Annotated in this window: 16 protein-coding genes; 14 read left to right on the top strand and 2 right to left on the bottom strand. The window is 71.8% G+C overall.

The annotated features are described in order from the left end of the window. Positions 1 to 15: 15 nt before the first annotated feature. The 8 genes from ITJ60_RS11885 (at position 16) to scpB (ending at position 6,492) form a co-directional block, all read left to right on the top strand. Positions 16 to 1,122, top strand: a complete 1,107-nt coding sequence (locus ITJ60_RS11885) for a histidinol-phosphate transaminase (protein ID WP_123341024.1) — start codon at positions 16 to 18, stop codon at positions 1,120 to 1,122. Next, positions 1,119 to 1,721: an imidazoleglycerol-phosphate dehydratase HisB gene (gene hisB / locus ITJ60_RS11880; protein WP_194648079.1), complete on the top strand. Its 603-nt coding sequence runs from the start codon at positions 1,119 to 1,121 to the stop codon at positions 1,719 to 1,721. Before ITJ60_RS11885 ends, hisB begins: the two co-directional genes overlap by 4 nt. After that, complete coding sequence (gene hisH / locus ITJ60_RS11875; protein WP_194648078.1) at positions 1,718 to 2,353, top strand: imidazole glycerol phosphate synthase subunit HisH; 636 nt, start codon at positions 1,718 to 1,720, stop codon at positions 2,351 to 2,353. Before hisB ends, hisH begins: the two co-directional genes overlap by 4 nt. Before the next feature lie 97 nt (positions 2,354 to 2,450). Continuing rightward, complete coding sequence (gene priA, locus ITJ60_RS11870) at positions 2,451 to 3,197, top strand: bifunctional 1-(5-phosphoribosyl)-5-((5-phosphoribosylamino)methylideneamino)imidazole-4-carboxamide isomerase/phosphoribosylanthranilate isomerase PriA (RefSeq protein WP_194648077.1); 747 nt, start codon at positions 2,451 to 2,453, stop codon at positions 3,195 to 3,197. 4 nt (positions 3,198 to 3,201) lie between these two features. After that, positions 3,202 to 4,029: an SseB family protein gene (locus ITJ60_RS11865; protein WP_194648076.1), complete on the top strand. Its 828-nt coding sequence runs from the start codon at positions 3,202 to 3,204 to the stop codon at positions 4,027 to 4,029. A 103-nt stretch (positions 4,030 to 4,132) separates the two neighbouring features. Beyond that, positions 4,133 to 5,008: a ParA family protein gene (locus ITJ60_RS11860; protein ID WP_194648075.1), complete on the top strand. Its 876-nt coding sequence runs from the start codon at positions 4,133 to 4,135 to the stop codon at positions 5,006 to 5,008. Next, positions 4,992 to 5,795, top strand: a complete 804-nt coding sequence (locus ITJ60_RS11855) for a segregation and condensation protein A (RefSeq protein WP_111084610.1) — start codon at positions 4,992 to 4,994, stop codon at positions 5,793 to 5,795. The genes ITJ60_RS11860 and ITJ60_RS11855 overlap by 17 nt, the downstream gene beginning before the upstream one ends. Continuing rightward, the gene (gene scpB, locus ITJ60_RS11850; protein ID WP_228510177.1) at positions 5,785 to 6,492 is read left to right on the top strand and encodes an SMC-Scp complex subunit ScpB; all 708 of its coding nucleotides are present in this window, start codon (positions 5,785 to 5,787) and stop codon (positions 6,490 to 6,492) included. The genes ITJ60_RS11855 and scpB overlap by 11 nt, the downstream gene beginning before the upstream one ends. Before the next feature lie 49 nt (positions 6,493 to 6,541). Here scpB and ITJ60_RS18910 read toward each other — a convergent pair whose 3' ends face one another. Continuing rightward, positions 6,542 to 7,507 (bottom strand): hypothetical protein, encoded by a 966-nt coding sequence (locus ITJ60_RS18910; RefSeq protein ID WP_228510175.1) that lies wholly within the window; start codon positions 7,505 to 7,507, stop codon positions 6,542 to 6,544. A gap of 231 nt (positions 7,508 to 7,738) precedes the next feature. On the opposite strand from ITJ60_RS18910, the gene ITJ60_RS18905 reads away from it, so the two are divergent. The 6 genes from ITJ60_RS18905 (at position 7,739) to ITJ60_RS11820 (ending at position 13,656) form a co-directional block, all read left to right on the top strand. Then, the gene (locus ITJ60_RS18905; protein ID WP_228510267.1) at positions 7,739 to 8,530 is read left to right on the top strand and encodes a pseudouridine synthase; all 792 of its coding nucleotides are present in this window, start codon (positions 7,739 to 7,741) and stop codon (positions 8,528 to 8,530) included. 77 nt (positions 8,531 to 8,607) lie between these two features. Further along, positions 8,608 to 9,720: a prephenate dehydrogenase gene (locus tag ITJ60_RS11840; RefSeq protein ID WP_194648073.1), complete on the top strand. Its 1,113-nt coding sequence runs from the start codon at positions 8,608 to 8,610 to the stop codon at positions 9,718 to 9,720. 203 nt (positions 9,721 to 9,923) lie between these two features. Continuing rightward, on the top strand, positions 9,924 to 10,607 hold the full coding sequence (cmk, locus tag ITJ60_RS11835; protein ID WP_228510264.1) for a (d)CMP kinase: 684 nt from the start codon (positions 9,924 to 9,926) through the stop codon (positions 10,605 to 10,607). Between the two features lie 108 nt (positions 10,608 to 10,715). Continuing rightward, positions 10,716 to 12,236 (top strand): ribosome biogenesis GTPase Der, encoded by a 1,521-nt coding sequence (der, locus tag ITJ60_RS11830; RefSeq protein ID WP_111084613.1) that lies wholly within the window; start codon positions 10,716 to 10,718, stop codon positions 12,234 to 12,236. Positions 12,237 to 12,367: 131 nt separating this feature from the next. Further along, the gene (locus ITJ60_RS11825; protein ID WP_194648072.1) at positions 12,368 to 13,003 is read left to right on the top strand and encodes a hypothetical protein; all 636 of its coding nucleotides are present in this window, start codon (positions 12,368 to 12,370) and stop codon (positions 13,001 to 13,003) included. 131 nt (positions 13,004 to 13,134) lie between these two features. Then, positions 13,135 to 13,656, top strand: a complete 522-nt coding sequence (locus ITJ60_RS11820) for a hypothetical protein (RefSeq protein WP_123293894.1) — start codon at positions 13,135 to 13,137, stop codon at positions 13,654 to 13,656. Between the two features lie 89 nt (positions 13,657 to 13,745). Here the strand turns inward: ITJ60_RS11820 and ITJ60_RS11815 are convergent, their stop codons facing one another. Further along, positions 13,746 to 15,875 (bottom strand): RecQ family ATP-dependent DNA helicase, encoded by a 2,130-nt coding sequence (locus ITJ60_RS11815; protein WP_194648071.1) that lies wholly within the window; start codon positions 15,873 to 15,875, stop codon positions 13,746 to 13,748. Positions 15,876 to 15,897 lie beyond the last annotated feature (22 nt).

The following is a 15,897-nucleotide window of genomic DNA, read 5'->3' as shown; positions in this document are numbered from 1 at the left end:
GCCTACGATGGATCGGTGGCATTCACGCTGGAAGACCTCCCGATCCGAGATGACCTCCGCGGTCAGAGCCCCTACGGCGCTCCGCAGAAGCACGTCCGCGTCCAGCTGAACGTCAACGAGAACACGCATCCCGTGCCGGACGACGTGGCTGACGACATCGTCGCCTCGATCCGCCAGGCGCTCGCGACGGTGAACCGCTACCCGGACCGCGAGTTCACGGAGCTCCGCGAATCGCTGGCCGGGTACCTCGGGCACGGCCTGTCGGCAGAACAGCTGTGGGCGGCGAACGGCTCGAACGAGGTCCTCCAGCAGCTGCTGCAGGCCTTCGGCGGCCCGGGGCGTTCCGTCCTCGGGTTCCCGCCCACCTACTCGATGCACTCGATCCTGGCGTCCGGAACCGGCACGACCTGGATCCCGGCGGAGCGCGACGACGAGTACCGCATCTCTCCCGAGACCGTGGTGGCGGCGATCGAGCAGCACCGTCCGGACATCGTGTTCCTGTGCGGGCCGAACAACCCCACGGGCACACCGCTGCCGATCGAGACGATCGAGGCCGCGTACGCCGCGACCGACGGCATCGTGATGGTGGACGAGGCCTACGCCGAGTTCATGCCGGCCGACGTGCCGAGCGCCCTCACGCTGCTGCCCGGGCGTGAGCGTCTCGTCGTGTCGCGCACCATGAGCAAGGCCTTCGCGTTCGCCGGTGCACGGGTCGGCTACATGGCGGCACACCCCGCCGTGATCGACGCCGTCCGCCTCGTCCGACTGCCCTACCACCTGTCCGTCCTGACGCAGGCAGCCGCCGTCGCCGCACTGCGCCACGCGCCCGAGATGCTCGCGATGGTCGACGACATCAAGCAGCAGCGCGACCGGATGGTGACCGAGCTGCAGGCCATGGGCTACCGGACGTACGAGACCTGGTCGAACTTCGTGCTGTTCGGTGGGGTCGCTGACCCGCACGCTGCGTTCGAGTCGCTGCTCGAGCGGGACGTCATCGTGCGCGACCTCGGGATCCCGAACCACCTGCGGGTGAGTGCCGGCACCGAAGAGGAGACCACCGCCTTCCTCGACGCCATGCGGCAGGTCGCCGCCGAGCAGCCGCCGGTTAGGGTTGGGGCATGACCGCCCGTACCGCCTCGATCAGCCGCAGCACGAGCGAATCGAGCGTCGAACTCCAGCTCGACCTCGACGGCACCGGTTCGTCCGACATCTCGACGAGCGTGCCGTTCTTCGACCACATGCTGACCGCGTTCAGCAAGCACTCGCTCATCGACCTGCGCGTGCGCTCGACCGGTGACACCGACATCGACGTGCACCACACGGTCGAGGACACCGGCATCGTGCTCGGGCAGGCCCTCAAGCAGGCGCTCGGCGACCGGTCCGGCATCGGCCGGTACGGCGACGCCCTCGTGCCCCTCGACGAAGCGCTGGCACAGGCGGTCGTCGACGTCTCCGGGCGCCCGTTCCTCGTGCACTCGGGTGAGCCCGAGGGGTTCGAGTTCCACCGCATCGGCGGTCACTTCACCGGGTCGATGGTCCGCCACGTGTTCGAGGCGATCACGTTCAACGCGGGCATCACCGTGCACGTCCGTGTGCTCGGTGGCCGCGACCCGCACCACATCGCCGAGGCCGAGTTCAAGGCGTTCGCGCGTGCGATGCGCAAGGCGGTCGAGCTCGACCCGCGCGTCGACGGCATCCCCTCCACCAAGGGCGCACTGTGACCGCGAAGCCGAACGTCGTCGTCCTCGACTACGGGTCGGGCAACGTCCACTCCGCCGCCAAGGCACTCGAGCGGGCCGGGGCCGAGGTCACGTTGACCTCCGACAAGCAGGCGGCGCTCCGTGCCGACGGCCTGCTCGTACCCGGGGTCGGGGCGTTCGCCGCGGTCATCGACCAGCTCGAGGGCGTCCAGGGCGGCGAGATCGTCGACCACCGTCTGGCCGGTGGTCGTCCGGTGCTCGGCATCTGCGTGGGCATGCAGGTGTTGTTCTCCCGCGGCATCGAGCGCGGAGCCGACGTCCAGGGGCTCGGGCAGTGGCCCGGCACCGTCGAGCAGCTCCAGGCCGAGGTCCTCCCGCACATGGGCTGGAACACCGTCCAGGCACCAGAGGACTCCGTGCTGTTCGACGGGCTGCACGACGAGCGGTTCTACTTCGTGCACTCGTACGGCGTGACCGACTTCCCGCTCGACGCCTACGGGCCGTTCCGTGCTCCCGGCCTGACGTGGGCCGAACACGGGCAGCGGTTCATCGCCGCGGTCGAGAACGGGCCGCTCACCGCGACCCAGTTCCACCCCGAGAAGTCCGGCGAGCCGGGCATCCGCCTGCTGACCAACTGGGTGCGCTCGCTCTGAACCCGGCCCGTGACGGGCGCGACTGCGCCGCCGGACGTGCCACGGGCCTCCAGACCGAACACCGCACCTTCACCACCGCGACGAAACCGACAGGACCATGACCGACCTCACCGACACCTCGCCCCTCGTCCTGCTGCCTGCCATCGACGTCGTCGACGGCCAGGCCGTGCGGCTGACCCAGGGCGAGGCGGGGAGCGAGACCGGCTACGGCGACCCCGTCGCTGCCGCGCGCACCTGGCGCGACCAGGGCGCGGAGTGGATCCACTTGGTGGACCTCGACGCGGCCTTCGGTCGGGGCGACAACCGCAAGGTCATCGCGCACGCGATCCGCGAGGTCGACGGCGTCTCGGTCGAGCTGTCGGGTGGCATCCGCGACGACGCCTCGCTCGAAGCCGCGCTGGCCACCGGCGCCGCCCGCGTCAACCTCGGCACGGCGGCGCTCGAGAACCCGGACTGGGCCGCTCGGGTGATCGGCGAGTACGGCGAGCAGATCGCCGTCGGGCTCGACGTGCGTGGAACGACCCTCGCCAGCCGCGGCTGGACCGAGGACGCCGGCGACCTGTGGGAGGTCCTGGACCGGCTCGAGGCCGCTGGGTGTGCCCGGTACGTCGTCACCGACGTCACGAAGGACGGCACGCTGCAGGGCCCGAACGTCGAGCTGCTGCGCCAGGTGTGCGACCGGACCGACCAGCCCGTCGTGGCCTCTGGTGGGATCTCGACGCTCGACGACCTGCGGGCGCTGCGCGAGCTCGTGCCGTTCGGGCTCGAGGGCGCGATCATCGGCAAGGCGCTGTACTCCGGGGCGTTCACGCTGCCGGCCGCACTCGACATCGCCTCGGAGTAGCGGCGTGGCGGGGATCTCGAACGGGCGCGGAACCGGACCGGACGCGGCAACCGGGCCCGACGACGCGCACACCCCGGGTGGCGCGGCGGACTCGGCCGGCTTCGCCTGGGAAGGTCGAACGTTCGATCACCACGACACCGCGTTCGCCGACGACGACGGGCTGGCCGACCCGGCGCTGACCGCGGCGATCGCGGGCGTGGCCGCCGGTGCATCGCAGGCGGCGGTCGTCGAGGCGCTGCGCACCGCCCGGCTACTCATCCCGCTCATCGCCGAGGCCGGCGACCTCGGCGAGACCGACGCCGGCAAGCTCGTGGACAAGACCCAGGAGCTCTCGATCGTGACGGTCGCCGGGCCGGACGGGCGGAGCGTGATGCCGGCGTTCACCTCGGTCGATGCGATGCACGCCTGGGACGCCGATGCCCGGCCCGTGCCCGTGGAGTCACGCCGGGTGGCGATGGCCGCGGCGAGCGAGGAGACGCAGCTCGTCGTGCTCGACCCGAAGTCGGCGACCGAGTTCGTGCTGCGCCGTCCCGCGGTGTGGGCGCTCGGTCAGGACCTGCCGTGGACCCCGTGCTTCGAGGACCCCGAGGTCGCCCAGGCGTTCGCCGACTCGGTCGTGGGGGAGCGCAGCGTCGCCCGTGTCGAACTGACCCCCGGTGACCCGGTCGGACGCTTCGCCGGCCCGGAGCTGACCGTCGGGCTGGCGTTGCACCCGGGGCTCGACCGCGAGCAGGTCGGCGAGCTCGTCGCACGCCTGCAGCAGCGGTGGTCGACGGACGCCGTCATCGCCGAACGCGTCGACAGCATGCGCGTGGCCCTGCGCGCAGCCTGAGCGGCGACCGCGTCGGCCAGGCACCCTGCCACGAGCAACGCCGACCCGGCCGCGCGCGGCGGTGCGGCCCCGGGCCGGCCGACGTCGCCGGTACGATGGCCGGGTGAGCACGAACCCGACGACCAACCCCACCGGCGCGACCTCCATCGGTCCGACGGGTCGTCCTGTCCGGGAGTTCCCCGTGCCCGAGGAACTCGACAGCACCGGCCCTGCGCGCATCATCGCCCTCTGCAACCAGAAGGGCGGCGTCGGCAAGACCACCACGGCGATCAACCTCGGTGCGGCGCTGGCGGAGTACGGCCGCAAGGTCCTGGCCGTCGACTTCGACCCGCAGGGTGCGCTCTCGGCGGGCCTCGGTGTCCGCACGCACGACATCCACACCGTCTACGACCTGCTCATGGGCGCCGTGAAGGACCCGATCCAGGTCATCCAGCCGACGAACACCCCGGGGCTCGACGTGATCCCGGCGAACATCGACCTGTCCGCGGCCGAGGTGCACCTGGTCAACGAGGTCGCCCGTGAGCAGATCCTGGCGAGCGTGCTGCGCAAGGTCGCGAACGACTACGACGTGATCCTGGTCGACTGCCAGCCGTCGCTCGGCCTGCTCACCGTCAACGCCCTGACCGCGGCGCACGGCGTGCTGATCCCGCTCGAGTGCGAGTTCTTCGCCCTGCGCGGTGTCGCCCTGCTCATCGAGACGATCGACAAGGTGCGTGACCGCCTCAACCCGGCGCTGACGCTCGACTGCATCCTGCCGACGATGTACGACTCGCGCACCCTGCACTCGCGCGAGGTCATGGAGCGCGTCGTCGACACCTTCGACGACCGGGTCCTCGACACCGTCATCGGCCGCACCGTGAAGTTCCCGGACGCCACCGTCTCCGCTCGGCCGATCACCCAGACGGCACCGGACCACGCCGCCGCCCACGCCTACCGGCAGCTCGCACGAGAGCTCGTCCAGCGTGGCGCCGTCGCCTGAGTCGGGGTTCCGGGTCCGACTCACCAACTTCGACGGCCCGTTCGACCTCCTGCTGTCGCTCATCACGAAGCACGAGCTCGACATCACCGAGGTCTCGCTCGGCGCGGTCACGGGGGAGTTCATCCAGTACGTGCGTCAGGCCGAGTCGGCGGACGAGCTCGACGAGGCGAGCGAGTTCCTCGTCGTCGCCGCGACCCTGCTCGACCTGAAGATCGTCGGGCTGCTGCCGCAGGGTGAGCTCGTCGACGCCGAGGACGTCGCCCTGCTCGAGGCCCGCGACCTGCTGTTCGCACGGCTGCTGCAGTACCGGGCGTTCAAGCAGGCCGCCGACTGGTTCGGTGAGCGCTGGGGTGTGGAGTCGCGTCGGCACGTCCGGAGTGTCCGGCTCGAGGAGCGGTTCCGCGCACGCACGCCCGAGCTCGTGTGGACGCTCTCGGTGCAGGACTTCGCCGCGCTGGCAGCGCTGGCGTTCGCCCCGCGGGAGATCCCGACGGTCGGACTCGACCACCTGCACGCGCCGCTCATCAGCATCCGCGAACAGGCCGCGATCGTCGTCTCGATCTTGCGGACACGCGACGGCGAGGGCGTCTCGTTCCGCGAACTGGTCGCGGGCGTCGACCAGACGGGTATCGTGGTGGCTCGCTTCCTCGCGATCCTGGAGCTGTACCGGAACGCATCGATCTCGTTCGAACAACTCGAGCCGCTCGGGGAACTCACGCTCCGATGGACCGCCGAGGACTGGTCCGACGAGAGCCTCGCCAACCTGGGAGCCGACTATGACGGATGACGTGCACGACACGTCCAGCGCCGAACCCGGCGGCGCCGACGAGATGGCCGACGCCCGCGCGATCGAGCACGAGATCCACGCGCGTGCCGAGCAGGAGCACGAGCATGCCCCGCAGACGCACCCGGCGATCCCGATCGACCGCCAGCTCGAGGCGATCCTGATGATCGCGGACGAGCCCCAGTCACTCGTCGCGCTCGGCGCCGCCGTGAACGCACCCGTCCCCGCCGTCCGCCAGGCCGTCGAACGCCTCGTCGCGGACTTCGACGGCGTCGACGGCACCACCCGCCGCGGGTTCGAACTCCGCGAGGTCGGCGGCGGCTGGCGCTTCTACGTCCGCCAGGACCTGGACGCCGTCGTCGAGCAGTTCGTCGAGGCCGAGCGTCCCTCGCGCCTGTCGCAGGCCGCGCTCGAGACCCTCGCGGTCGTCGCCTACAAGCAACCGATCACGCGATCCCAGATCGCGTCGATCCGCGCCGTCAACGTCGACGGCGTCGTCCGAACGCTGGTCGCGCGCAGTCTCATCGAGGAGTCGTTCACCGACTCCGAGACCGGCGCCATCAACTACGTCACGTCCGATCTGCTCCTGCAGCAGCTCGGCATCAACTCGCTCGACGAGCTGCCGCTCATCTCGCCCCTCCTGGACGACGGTGCGGACGGCTTCGGGCAGAACGAAGGGATCCCCGATGGCCGGGTTTGACGACCGGGGGCGCGGCGCGCCCCGAGACCGAGACGACCGCAACGGACACTCAGGAGGCCCGGATCGCCCCGGGCGTTCGGCTCCCGGGCGCGGCGGGGCCGGCTCCAGTGCCGGTGGCCGCTCCGGTGGGTACGGTCGCGACGACCGCGGGGGCGCACGTCCGCCGCGTGACGACGACCGACGTGGTGGCTACCCGCCGCGTGACGACCGCGGCGGCGACCGTGGCGGGTACCGCGGCCGTGACGACCGTGCCGGCGGCGGCGACCGTGGTGGGTACCGGGGCAACTCTGCGCCTCGCGATGACCGTGGCGGCTACCGCGGCCGCGATGACCGCAGCTCGGCTCCGCGCGATGACCGAGGTGGCTACCGCGGGAACTCTGCGCCGCGTGACGATCGCGGTGGCTACCGGGGTCGCGACGACCGCAGCTCGGCCCCGCGTGATGACCGTGGTGGCTACCGGGGCAACTCGGCTCCGCGCGACGACCGCGGTGGTTACCGCGGGAACTCTGCGCCGCGCGATGACCGCGGTGGCTACCGCGGGAACTCTGCGCCGCGCGATGATCGCGGTGGTTACCGCGGGAACTCTGCGCCGCGTGACGATCGCGGCGGCTACCGCGGCAACTCGGCCCCGCGTGATGACCGTGGCGGGTATCGCGGGCGCGATGACCGCAGCGCCGCGCCGCGTGATGACCGCGGTGGGTACCGCGGGCGCGATGACCGCAGCTCCGCGCCGCGCGATGACCGTGGCGGGTACCGCGGGCGCGATGACCGCAGCTCCGCGCCGCGTGACGACCGCGGTGGGTACCGGGGCCGCGACGACCGCAGCTCGGCACCTCGCGACAACCGTGACGACCGTGGTGGCTACCGGGGTCGCGACGACCGCAGCTCGGCACCCCGCGACAACCGTGACGACCGGGGCGGCTACCGGGGTCGCGACGACCGCAGCTCCGCGCCGCGTGACGACCGACGTGACGACCGCCGCGGCCCCGACGGCCAGCAGAGCCGCGTCTGGCACAACGGCCGCCGCTACGTCGGCGGCACCACGAGCGTCCGCAACAGCGACCGCCCCGGCAAGAGCAGCAACACCGCCAACGGCCGCACCACGCCGAAGCCGAGCGGTGAGCGCGACAGCCACGGCGCCCCGGTGGAGGGCACGCCCGAACGCCCGATCATCGAGGACTGGGACGCGGCGGACGGGGCGGCGTCCGCCGGGGCCGAGCCGGGCCTCCAGGCAGAGGGGGAGCGCCTGCAGAAGGTGATCGCCGCTGCGGGCGTGGCATCTCGCCGCGTCGCGGAGAACCTGATCGTCGAGGGCCGTGTGACGGTCAACGGGCAGGTGGTGGACGCCCTCGGGCGTCGTGTCGACCCCGCGACCGACGCGATCTCGGTCGACGGCGTGCCGGTGCAGATCGACTCCTCGCGGCGGTACATCGTGCTGAACAAGCCGACCGGTGTCGTCTCGAGCCTGCAGGACGAGCGCGGTCGCCGCGACCTGACCGAGTTCGTGGACCGCTACGAGGAGCGCCTGTTCAACGTCGGCCGCCTGGACACCGAGACCTCCGGGCTGCTCGTCCTGACGAACGACGGCGACCTGGCACACGTGCTCGCGCACCCGTCGTTCGGCGTGCAGAAGACCTACATCGCGAAGGTGCACGGCAACGTGAACCCCGCCGTGGTCCAGCGTCTGACCGAGGGCGTCGAGCTCGAGGACGGTCCGATCAAGGCCGACAAGGTGCGGTTGCTCGAGTCCTCGCGGGGTGAGTCGCTCGTCGAGATCACGCTGCACTCCGGCCGCAACCGGATCGTCCGTCGCATGCTCGAGGCCGTCGACCACCCGGTCCTCGAACTCGTCCGCCGCTCGTTCGGGCCGCTGCACCTCGGCAGCCTGCCGCCGGGCAAGATGCGCGAGCTGGGCACGGTCGAGGTCGGGAAGCTGCTCGGCACCGTCCGCGACGCCAAGCCCTCAGCTCGAGACGACCGCGACGTCGCCCTCGACCAGGGCGAGGACGACGAGTGGGACGACGAGACCGCGGACTGACCTGCGACCGCCCCTCGGGCCGTGACCGCCACCCGGGCGTCGACCGAAGCCCGGGTGGCGGTCGGTAGGCTTGCCCGGTGACCGACCTGACCCCACCCGACATCGACCGCCGCGTGCGCGGCCCGGTGCGGGTCGTCGGCACCGGGCTCCTCGGCACCTCGATCGGTCTGGCGCTGCGCGAGAAGGGGGTCGACGTCGTCCTCGACGACGTCTCACCCGGCGCGTTGGCGCTCGCCGTTGACTACGGGGCCGGGCGCCGGCCCGAACCCGGCGACCAGCCGGAACTCGTGGTGGTGGCGGTCCCGCCGGACGTCGTGGCGACCGTCGTCGCCCGCGAACTGTCCGCCTACCCGGACGCCATCGTGACCGACGTCGCGAGCGTCAAGGCCGGACCGTTGGCCGAGCTCGTGGCCGCCGGCGCCGACGTCACCCGCTACATCGGGTCGCACCCGATGGCCGGTCGTGAACGCAGCGGACCGAGCGCCGCCCGCGCCGACCTGTTCGTCGGCAGCCCCTGGGTGATCGCCGGACACGACGCCATCAGCTACCAGCGCGCCGCCGTGGTCGAGGACCTGGCGCTCGACGTCGGCGCGACCGTCGTGCCGATGGACCCGGCGTCGCACGACCTGGCCGTGGCCTACGTCTCGCACGTGCCGCAGCTCGTGTCGACGTTGATGGCCTCGCGGCTTCGTGACGCCCCGGACGGGTCCCTCGGTCTCGCCGGAGGTGGCGTCCGTGACGTCACCCGCGTCGCCGCGAGCGACCCCGGCCTGTGGGTGCAGATCATCGGTGCGAACGCGGCCAACGTCCGGCGGGTCCTGGCCGACCTGCGCGACGAGCTGAGCGGCGTGATCGGGGCGCTCGACGACCCCGCCGCCGCCGGCGCACCACGGACCCTGGCCGAGACGATCGCCGCCGGCAACCGTGGGGTCGAACGGCTGCCCGGCAAGCACGGCACCACCAAGCGCTTCGCCCAGGTGGTCGTCCTCGTCGACGACACCCCCGGGCAGATCGCCGCGCTCCTGACGTTCATCGGGGAGATCGGCATCAACCTCGAGGACATGCGCCTCGAGCACTCACCGGGCGCGCAGATCGGCATCGTCGAGGTGTCGGTCCTGCCCGAGCAGGAACAGCGACTCGTCGAGGAACTCGAGGGTCGCGGATGGAGGATCGCAGCAGCATGGGCCTGAACGACACGAACGCAGCGACGAACGACTCCGGTGTGACCGGCGGACCCGACGGGCCCGACACCGGCCTCCCGACCCCGGGCCAGGGCGGTGCCGGCGGCCCGCTCAGCGGCAGCGGCGACGGCGGCGCACTCGGCGGACCGGCCGGTGGCCTCGGCGAACCCGGCGGCGAGCCCGGTTCGACCAGCGCCCCGGTACCGGCCGGCCTGACCGACGGCGCCTACGTCGCGAAGATCGTCATCGCGGTCGACGGCCCCGCGGGCAGCGGCAAGTCGAGTGTCTCCCGCGCGGCCGCCCGTGCCCTCGGCTACGGCTACCAGGACACCGGCGCCGCCTACCGCGCCCTCGCCTGGCACGCCCTGCAGCAGCGGGTCGACCTCGACGACGCTGCGGCGATCCTGGCGAGCTGGGACACCTTCGACTACGCCATCGGCACCGACCCCGACGACTACTACGTGCGCGTGGGGGAGACCGACGTCACCGATGCGATCCGCACCCCGGACGTGACGGGCGCGGTGGCCCACATCGCGAAGCTCTCCGACGTTCGACACCGGCTCGTGCAGCTGTTCCGGAACGTCATGCGGAAGACCGACGCGCCGGGCATCATCACCGAGGGTCGGGACATCACCACGGTGGTCGCACCCGACGCCGAGGTCCGGATCCTGCTGACGGCCGACGAGTCCGTTAGAATGGCCCGGCGCTCGGCGGAGGTCACGACCCAGTCGGCCGCAGAGACCTCCGCCGCACTCGCTCGTCGAGACGCGGCGGACGCGAAGGTCGTCGACTTCATGAACGCCGCAGACGGCGTTACGACGCTCGACTCCACCGACCTCGACTTCGACCAGACCGTGCAGGCGGTCGTCGACCTGGCCCGCGCGGCCACGCACTGACGCACGACCGGACGGCCTCGGCCGCCTGGTCACACCACGGCCGGATCTCCGGCCCGGCCGGGAACGGCCACCGACACCGCGGCTCCGGCCGCTCGCGAGGAACCCACCATGGCTCAGTTGGACAACCCGGACAACGACGACTTCCCCCAGTACGACGACGCCCTCGGCGAGCGGCTCGCCGGACTCGACGAGGCCGAGGCCGAGCAGCGCGCGACCGCGCTCCGCGCCGGACTCGAGGAGTACGACCTCGAGGACGAAGACCTCGCCCTGCTCGAGGCCGGTCAGGTCGGCGAGGACGGCGTCCACTACCTGCCCGCCTACCCGGTGCTCGCGATCGTCGGCCGCCCGAACGTCGGCAAGTCCGCGCTCGTCAACCGCATCCTCGGTCGTCGCGAGGCCGTCGTGCAGGACGTCCCCGGCGTCACGCGTGACCGAGTCAGCTACAAGGCCGACTGGAACGACAAGCGCTTCACGCTCGTCGACACCGGTGGCTGGGAGCCCGGCGCCGAGGGCATCAACGCCTCGGTCGCCGCGCAGGCCGAGGTCGCGATCGACCTCGCCGACGCCGTGCTGTTCGTCGTCGACGTCACGGTCGGCATCACCGCCACCGACGAGCACGTCGTCAAGATGCTCCGCGGCACCGACCGCCCCGTCATCGTCGTCGCGAACAAGGCCGACGACGAGCGCCGCGAACTCGACGCCTACGAGCTCTGGAACCTGGGGCTCGGCGAGCCGCACCCCGTGTCGGCCCTGCACGGCCGTGGCGTCGCGGACCTGCTCGACCTGATCATCAAGACGCTGCCCGACACCTCGGCCGTCGCCAAGCAGGAGGTCGGTGGCCCCCGCCGCGTCGCCATCCTCGGCCGCCCGAACGTCGGCAAGAGCTCGCTGCTCAACAAGGCCGCCGGTGAAGAGCGCGTCGTCGTGAACGACATCGCCGGCACCACCCGCGACCCGGTGGACGAGCAGATCGAGCTCGGCGGCAAGGTGTGGCGCTTCGTCGACACCGCCGGCATCCGGAAGCGCGTCCACATGCAGCAGGGCGCCGACTTCTACGCCTCGCTCCGCACCACCGCCGCGCTCGAGAAGGCCGAGGTCGCCGTCGTCGTCCTCGACGTCACCGAGCCCGTCTCCGTGCAGGACCTGCGCATCATCGACCTGGTGCTCGAGTCGGGCCGTGCGCTCGTCCTGGCCTACAACAAGTGGGACCTGCTCGACGACGAACGTCGCCGTTACCTCGAGCGTGAGATCGAGCAGGACCTGGCGCACGTCGCCTGGGCCCCGCGCGTCAACATCTCCGCCCGCACCGGCCGTCACCTCGAGAAGCTCGTGCCGGCGCTCGAGACCGCCCTCGCGTCGTGGGACACCCGCATCCCGACGGGCAAGGTCAACGCCTTCATCGCCGAGCTCGTCCAGGAGCACCCCCACCCCGTGCGCGGCGGCAAGCAGCCCCGCATCCTGTTCGGGACCCAGGCGTCGAGCCAGCCGCCGACCTTCGTGCTCTTCACGTCGGCGTTCCTCGACCCGCAGTACCGACGGTTCATCACCCGTCGACTCCGCGAGGTCTGGGGCTTCTCCGGCACCCCGATCAACGTCAACATGCGCGTGCGCGAGCGCCGGAAGCGCTGAGTCGCAGCTCCGTCACACACAACGCGTCCCGTCTGCACGGGGCGCGTTGTGCGTTCGCGTTCGCGTTCGCGTTCGCGTTCGGCCGGGAGGCCCGGAGCGCGTCCGCAGCGTCGGCGCGGCATCATGGGAGCGTGCGCATCGGGCGGTGGGGAACGGATCGACGTCGGCTCGCCCTGGTGGGTGCCCTCGTCGCCGTGGTCGTCGTCGGCTCGGTGTCACTCTGGACGGTCTCGCACGCACCGTCCGAGGACGACACCGTCACCCGCTCCGACGGTGCCGCGCCCGAGCCTGCGCAGTCGCCGACAGAGGGGCTGCGACCCTCGAACGGCCTCGGCGTACCCCTGTCCGACGAGTCCCCGGCCGTGCAGTCCGCCGATTCGTCGCCGATCGAGCCGTGGTGGCGCCGTGTCCCGCCGGTCTCCGGGGACATCGTCGGCATCGACGGCGCCGCTGCCTCTGGCCACGTCCACATCGCGGGGAACACGGGTGACGCCACCCTCGCGGTGGACATCTCGCACCTGAAGACGGGAACGACGGGGCCGGTCGACGTCGTGTTGTCCGGTGGGACGGTCACCGGTGGGAAGGACCCGGAGTGGACGCCGGCGGGGGAGTCCTTCGACGTCTTCCAGGCCGCCGGCGTCGAGCAAGGGCTGACCGTCGTGCTGAGCGACCCGTGGACCCTGCCCGACGAGGTCCGCTCCCTCGTCCTGCTCGACGCCGCGACCGGCACCGTGCTGGGTGGCGCGGCGCTCGTGCCGAGCGACTGAGCCGGCTGGGCAGTCCCGCGCCGACCCGGAACGACATCGTCGACGTCGTGCGACTTCGATGACGTCGTTCGGGGTCGGCGTCGGTACCCGCGCGGTACGTCGACGGTCGCTCGATACGGCACGATGTACTGGTGACGCAGCGCAACGACGGACTCGGTGGCCTCGCCGACCGTCTGTGGTGCCGGCTGCGGCTCGACCGGCTGGCCGGAGGTCGCCAGGGCGGGTACGTCATCCGCCAGGACATGCTCGAGCACCCCGACACCGTGCGCTCCTTCCGGTGGATCCGGTGGCTGCTCGTCGCGGAGACGATCGTCGGACTCGCGGCCATCGTCGTCGCCGTGCTGCTGACGCGCGCGGGGGAGACCGTGCCGTGGGCGGTGTGGTTCCGGGCGACGGTCGTGCTGCTCATCACCCTGACGCTCTACGTGTTCGCGTGGCGGGCACAGCTCGGGTACTACTGGGCGTACCAGCGGGTGCGGTTGTTCAGTCGGATCTTCCCGATCGTGACGCTCATCGTGGCGGCGATCCCCGGGCTGTACCCGTTCTGGATGGTGATCGAGCAGATCGTGTTCTCGCTGCTCATGATCGGCATCGGAGACGTGCTCACCACCGACCACATGCGCGCCACGTTCCCGAAGCCCGCCCGCCGCTAGCCCCGCCCGCCGGCCGCCGACGCCGAACGACTCTGTCGATGTCGTACGACGTCGAGGGTGTCGTTCCGAGTCAGTACGCGCGCGCAGCGCTACGCGACGGTGGCCAGCGCGAAGGGCAGCACGGCGGCGGCCCCGGCACGCCGGAGTTCGCGGCCCGCGACGGTCATCGTCCACCGGCTGTCGACCAGGTCGTCGACGAGCAGCACCGGGCCGTCGTGGGACTGCAGGGCAGCGGCGAGCGACGAATCCACCACGAAGGTGTCCCACACGCCGGACAACCGGTAGGCGCTGTTCGTCGCACCGTCGCCGCGGGGCGTGCCGCCGTTCCGGTCGAGCGTGCCGAGGAACTGCAGCCGCCCGATCGTCGACAGCGCCTGGGCGAGCGACCCCACGAGCTGCGGCCGCGACCGCGAGGACATCGCCACGACCCCGGTCGGCCGGGTCTCCCACGGCCAGTCCTTGAGTGCCCGGACACAGCCGTCGACGAGCTCCCGGGAGATCGGAGCATCGGGCGTCGACGGCGAGAACAGTGCACGGAGCGGCCCGCCCCAGCCGAGGTCGGTCAGACGAGCCACCGCGCGGCCGGGCTGGACGAGCTCGTCGGCGCCGATCTTGCCCCGCACCGAGACGCCGAGCGACGACATGCCCGACGGCCACTGGGCACGCGGGGCGATCTCGACACCGACCTTGTCGAGCGCGGCCGCCGCACCGGACGAGTCCGAGTCGGAGACCGCCGTCGGGAACCACGCCCCGGCGCAGTTGTCGCACCGGCCGCAGGGCTCCGCGGACGGGTCGTCGAGGTCCTGCTGCAACAGCTGCATGCGGCACGCCGAGGTGGACTCGTAGTCGAGCATCGAGGCGGCCTCGGCGGAACGTGCGGCGGCGACCCGCTCGTAGCGCGGGGCGTCGTACTGCCACGGCTGCCCGGTGGAGACCCAGCCGCCGGTGACGCGTCGGACCGCCCCGTCGACGTCGAGCACCTTGAGCAGGAGTTCGAGGGTGGAGCGCTTGATGTCGACCAGGCCCTCGAGCGCGACGGTCGACATCGCGGTGTCGGTGGACAGCGCTCCGAGCACCGCGGAGGCCCGGGCCTCGGTCGGCATGGACGCGCTGGCGAAGTACTGCCAGATCTCGCGGTCCTCACGCCCGGGCAGCAGGAGCACGTCGGCGTTGTCGGTGGCACGACCCGCACGACCGATCTGCTGGTAGTAGGCGACGGGCGACGAGGGCGCGCCGACGTGCACGACGAACCCGAGGTCCGGCTTGTCGAACCCCATGCCGAGCGCACTCGTGGCGACCAGGGCCTTCAGCTCGTTGTTCTTGAGCTGCTGCTCGAGCTGCTCGCGCTCGTCGGTGTCGGTGCGCCCCGTGTAGGCCCGGACGGCGTACCCGTTGTCGCGCAGCAGGCGGGCGATGTCCTCGGCAGCCGAGACCGTGAGCGTGTAGATGATGCCGCTGCCGGGCAGGTCGCCGAGGTGCGCGAGCAGCCAGCCGAGCCGCTGTCGGGCGTCGGGCAACGTGAGCACGCCGAGCCGCAGGGACTTGCGGGCGAGCGACCCGCGGATCGTGAACACCGGGTCGGCCGGGCCGGCGGTGAGCTGCTCGGCGACGTCCTCGACCACGCGCTCGTTCGCCGTCGCGGTGGTCGCCAGGACGGGGACCACGTGGGGAAGGGACCGGATGAGCTCGGCCAGCCGGCGGTAGTCCGGTCGGAAGTCGTGGCCCCAGTCCGAGATGCAGTGCGCCTCGTCGACCACGAGCATGCCCATCCGCGCGATCAGGGTCGGCATCTGCTCGTCGCGGAACTTCGGGTTGTTCAGGCGCTCGGGGGAGACGAGGAGCACGTCGACCTCGTCACGGGCGAGCGCAGCCTGGGTCTCGCCCCACTCGTGCGCGTTCGCGGAGTTGATCGACACCGCACGGACCCCGGCCCGGGCAGCCGCAGCCACCTGGTCGCGCATCAGCGCCAGCAGCGGTGACACCAGGACGGTCGGGCCCCCACCACGGCGCCGGAGCAGCAGGGTCGCGAGGAAGTACACCGCCGACTTGCCCCACCCCGTGCGCTGCACGACGAGGGCGCGCTGCCGGTGCTCGACCAGGGCGGAGATCGCCTCGAGCTGGCCGGGGTGGAAGACCGCGTCGGGGCGCCCGGTGAGCGCAGCGAGCGCCTGCTGTGCCTCGGCGGCGATGTCTGCAGAAGGCGGGGCGGTGGTTTCCATGCCCCCATGCTGTCAGGAGCAA

Source organism: Curtobacterium sp. VKM Ac-2884 (genome assembly GCF_015350945.1).
Classification (GTDB): Bacteria; Actinomycetota; Actinomycetes; order Actinomycetales; family Microbacteriaceae; genus Curtobacterium.
Note: the sequence above shows the minus strand (reverse complement) of the source record. Positions and strands in the feature narration are given on the sequence as shown.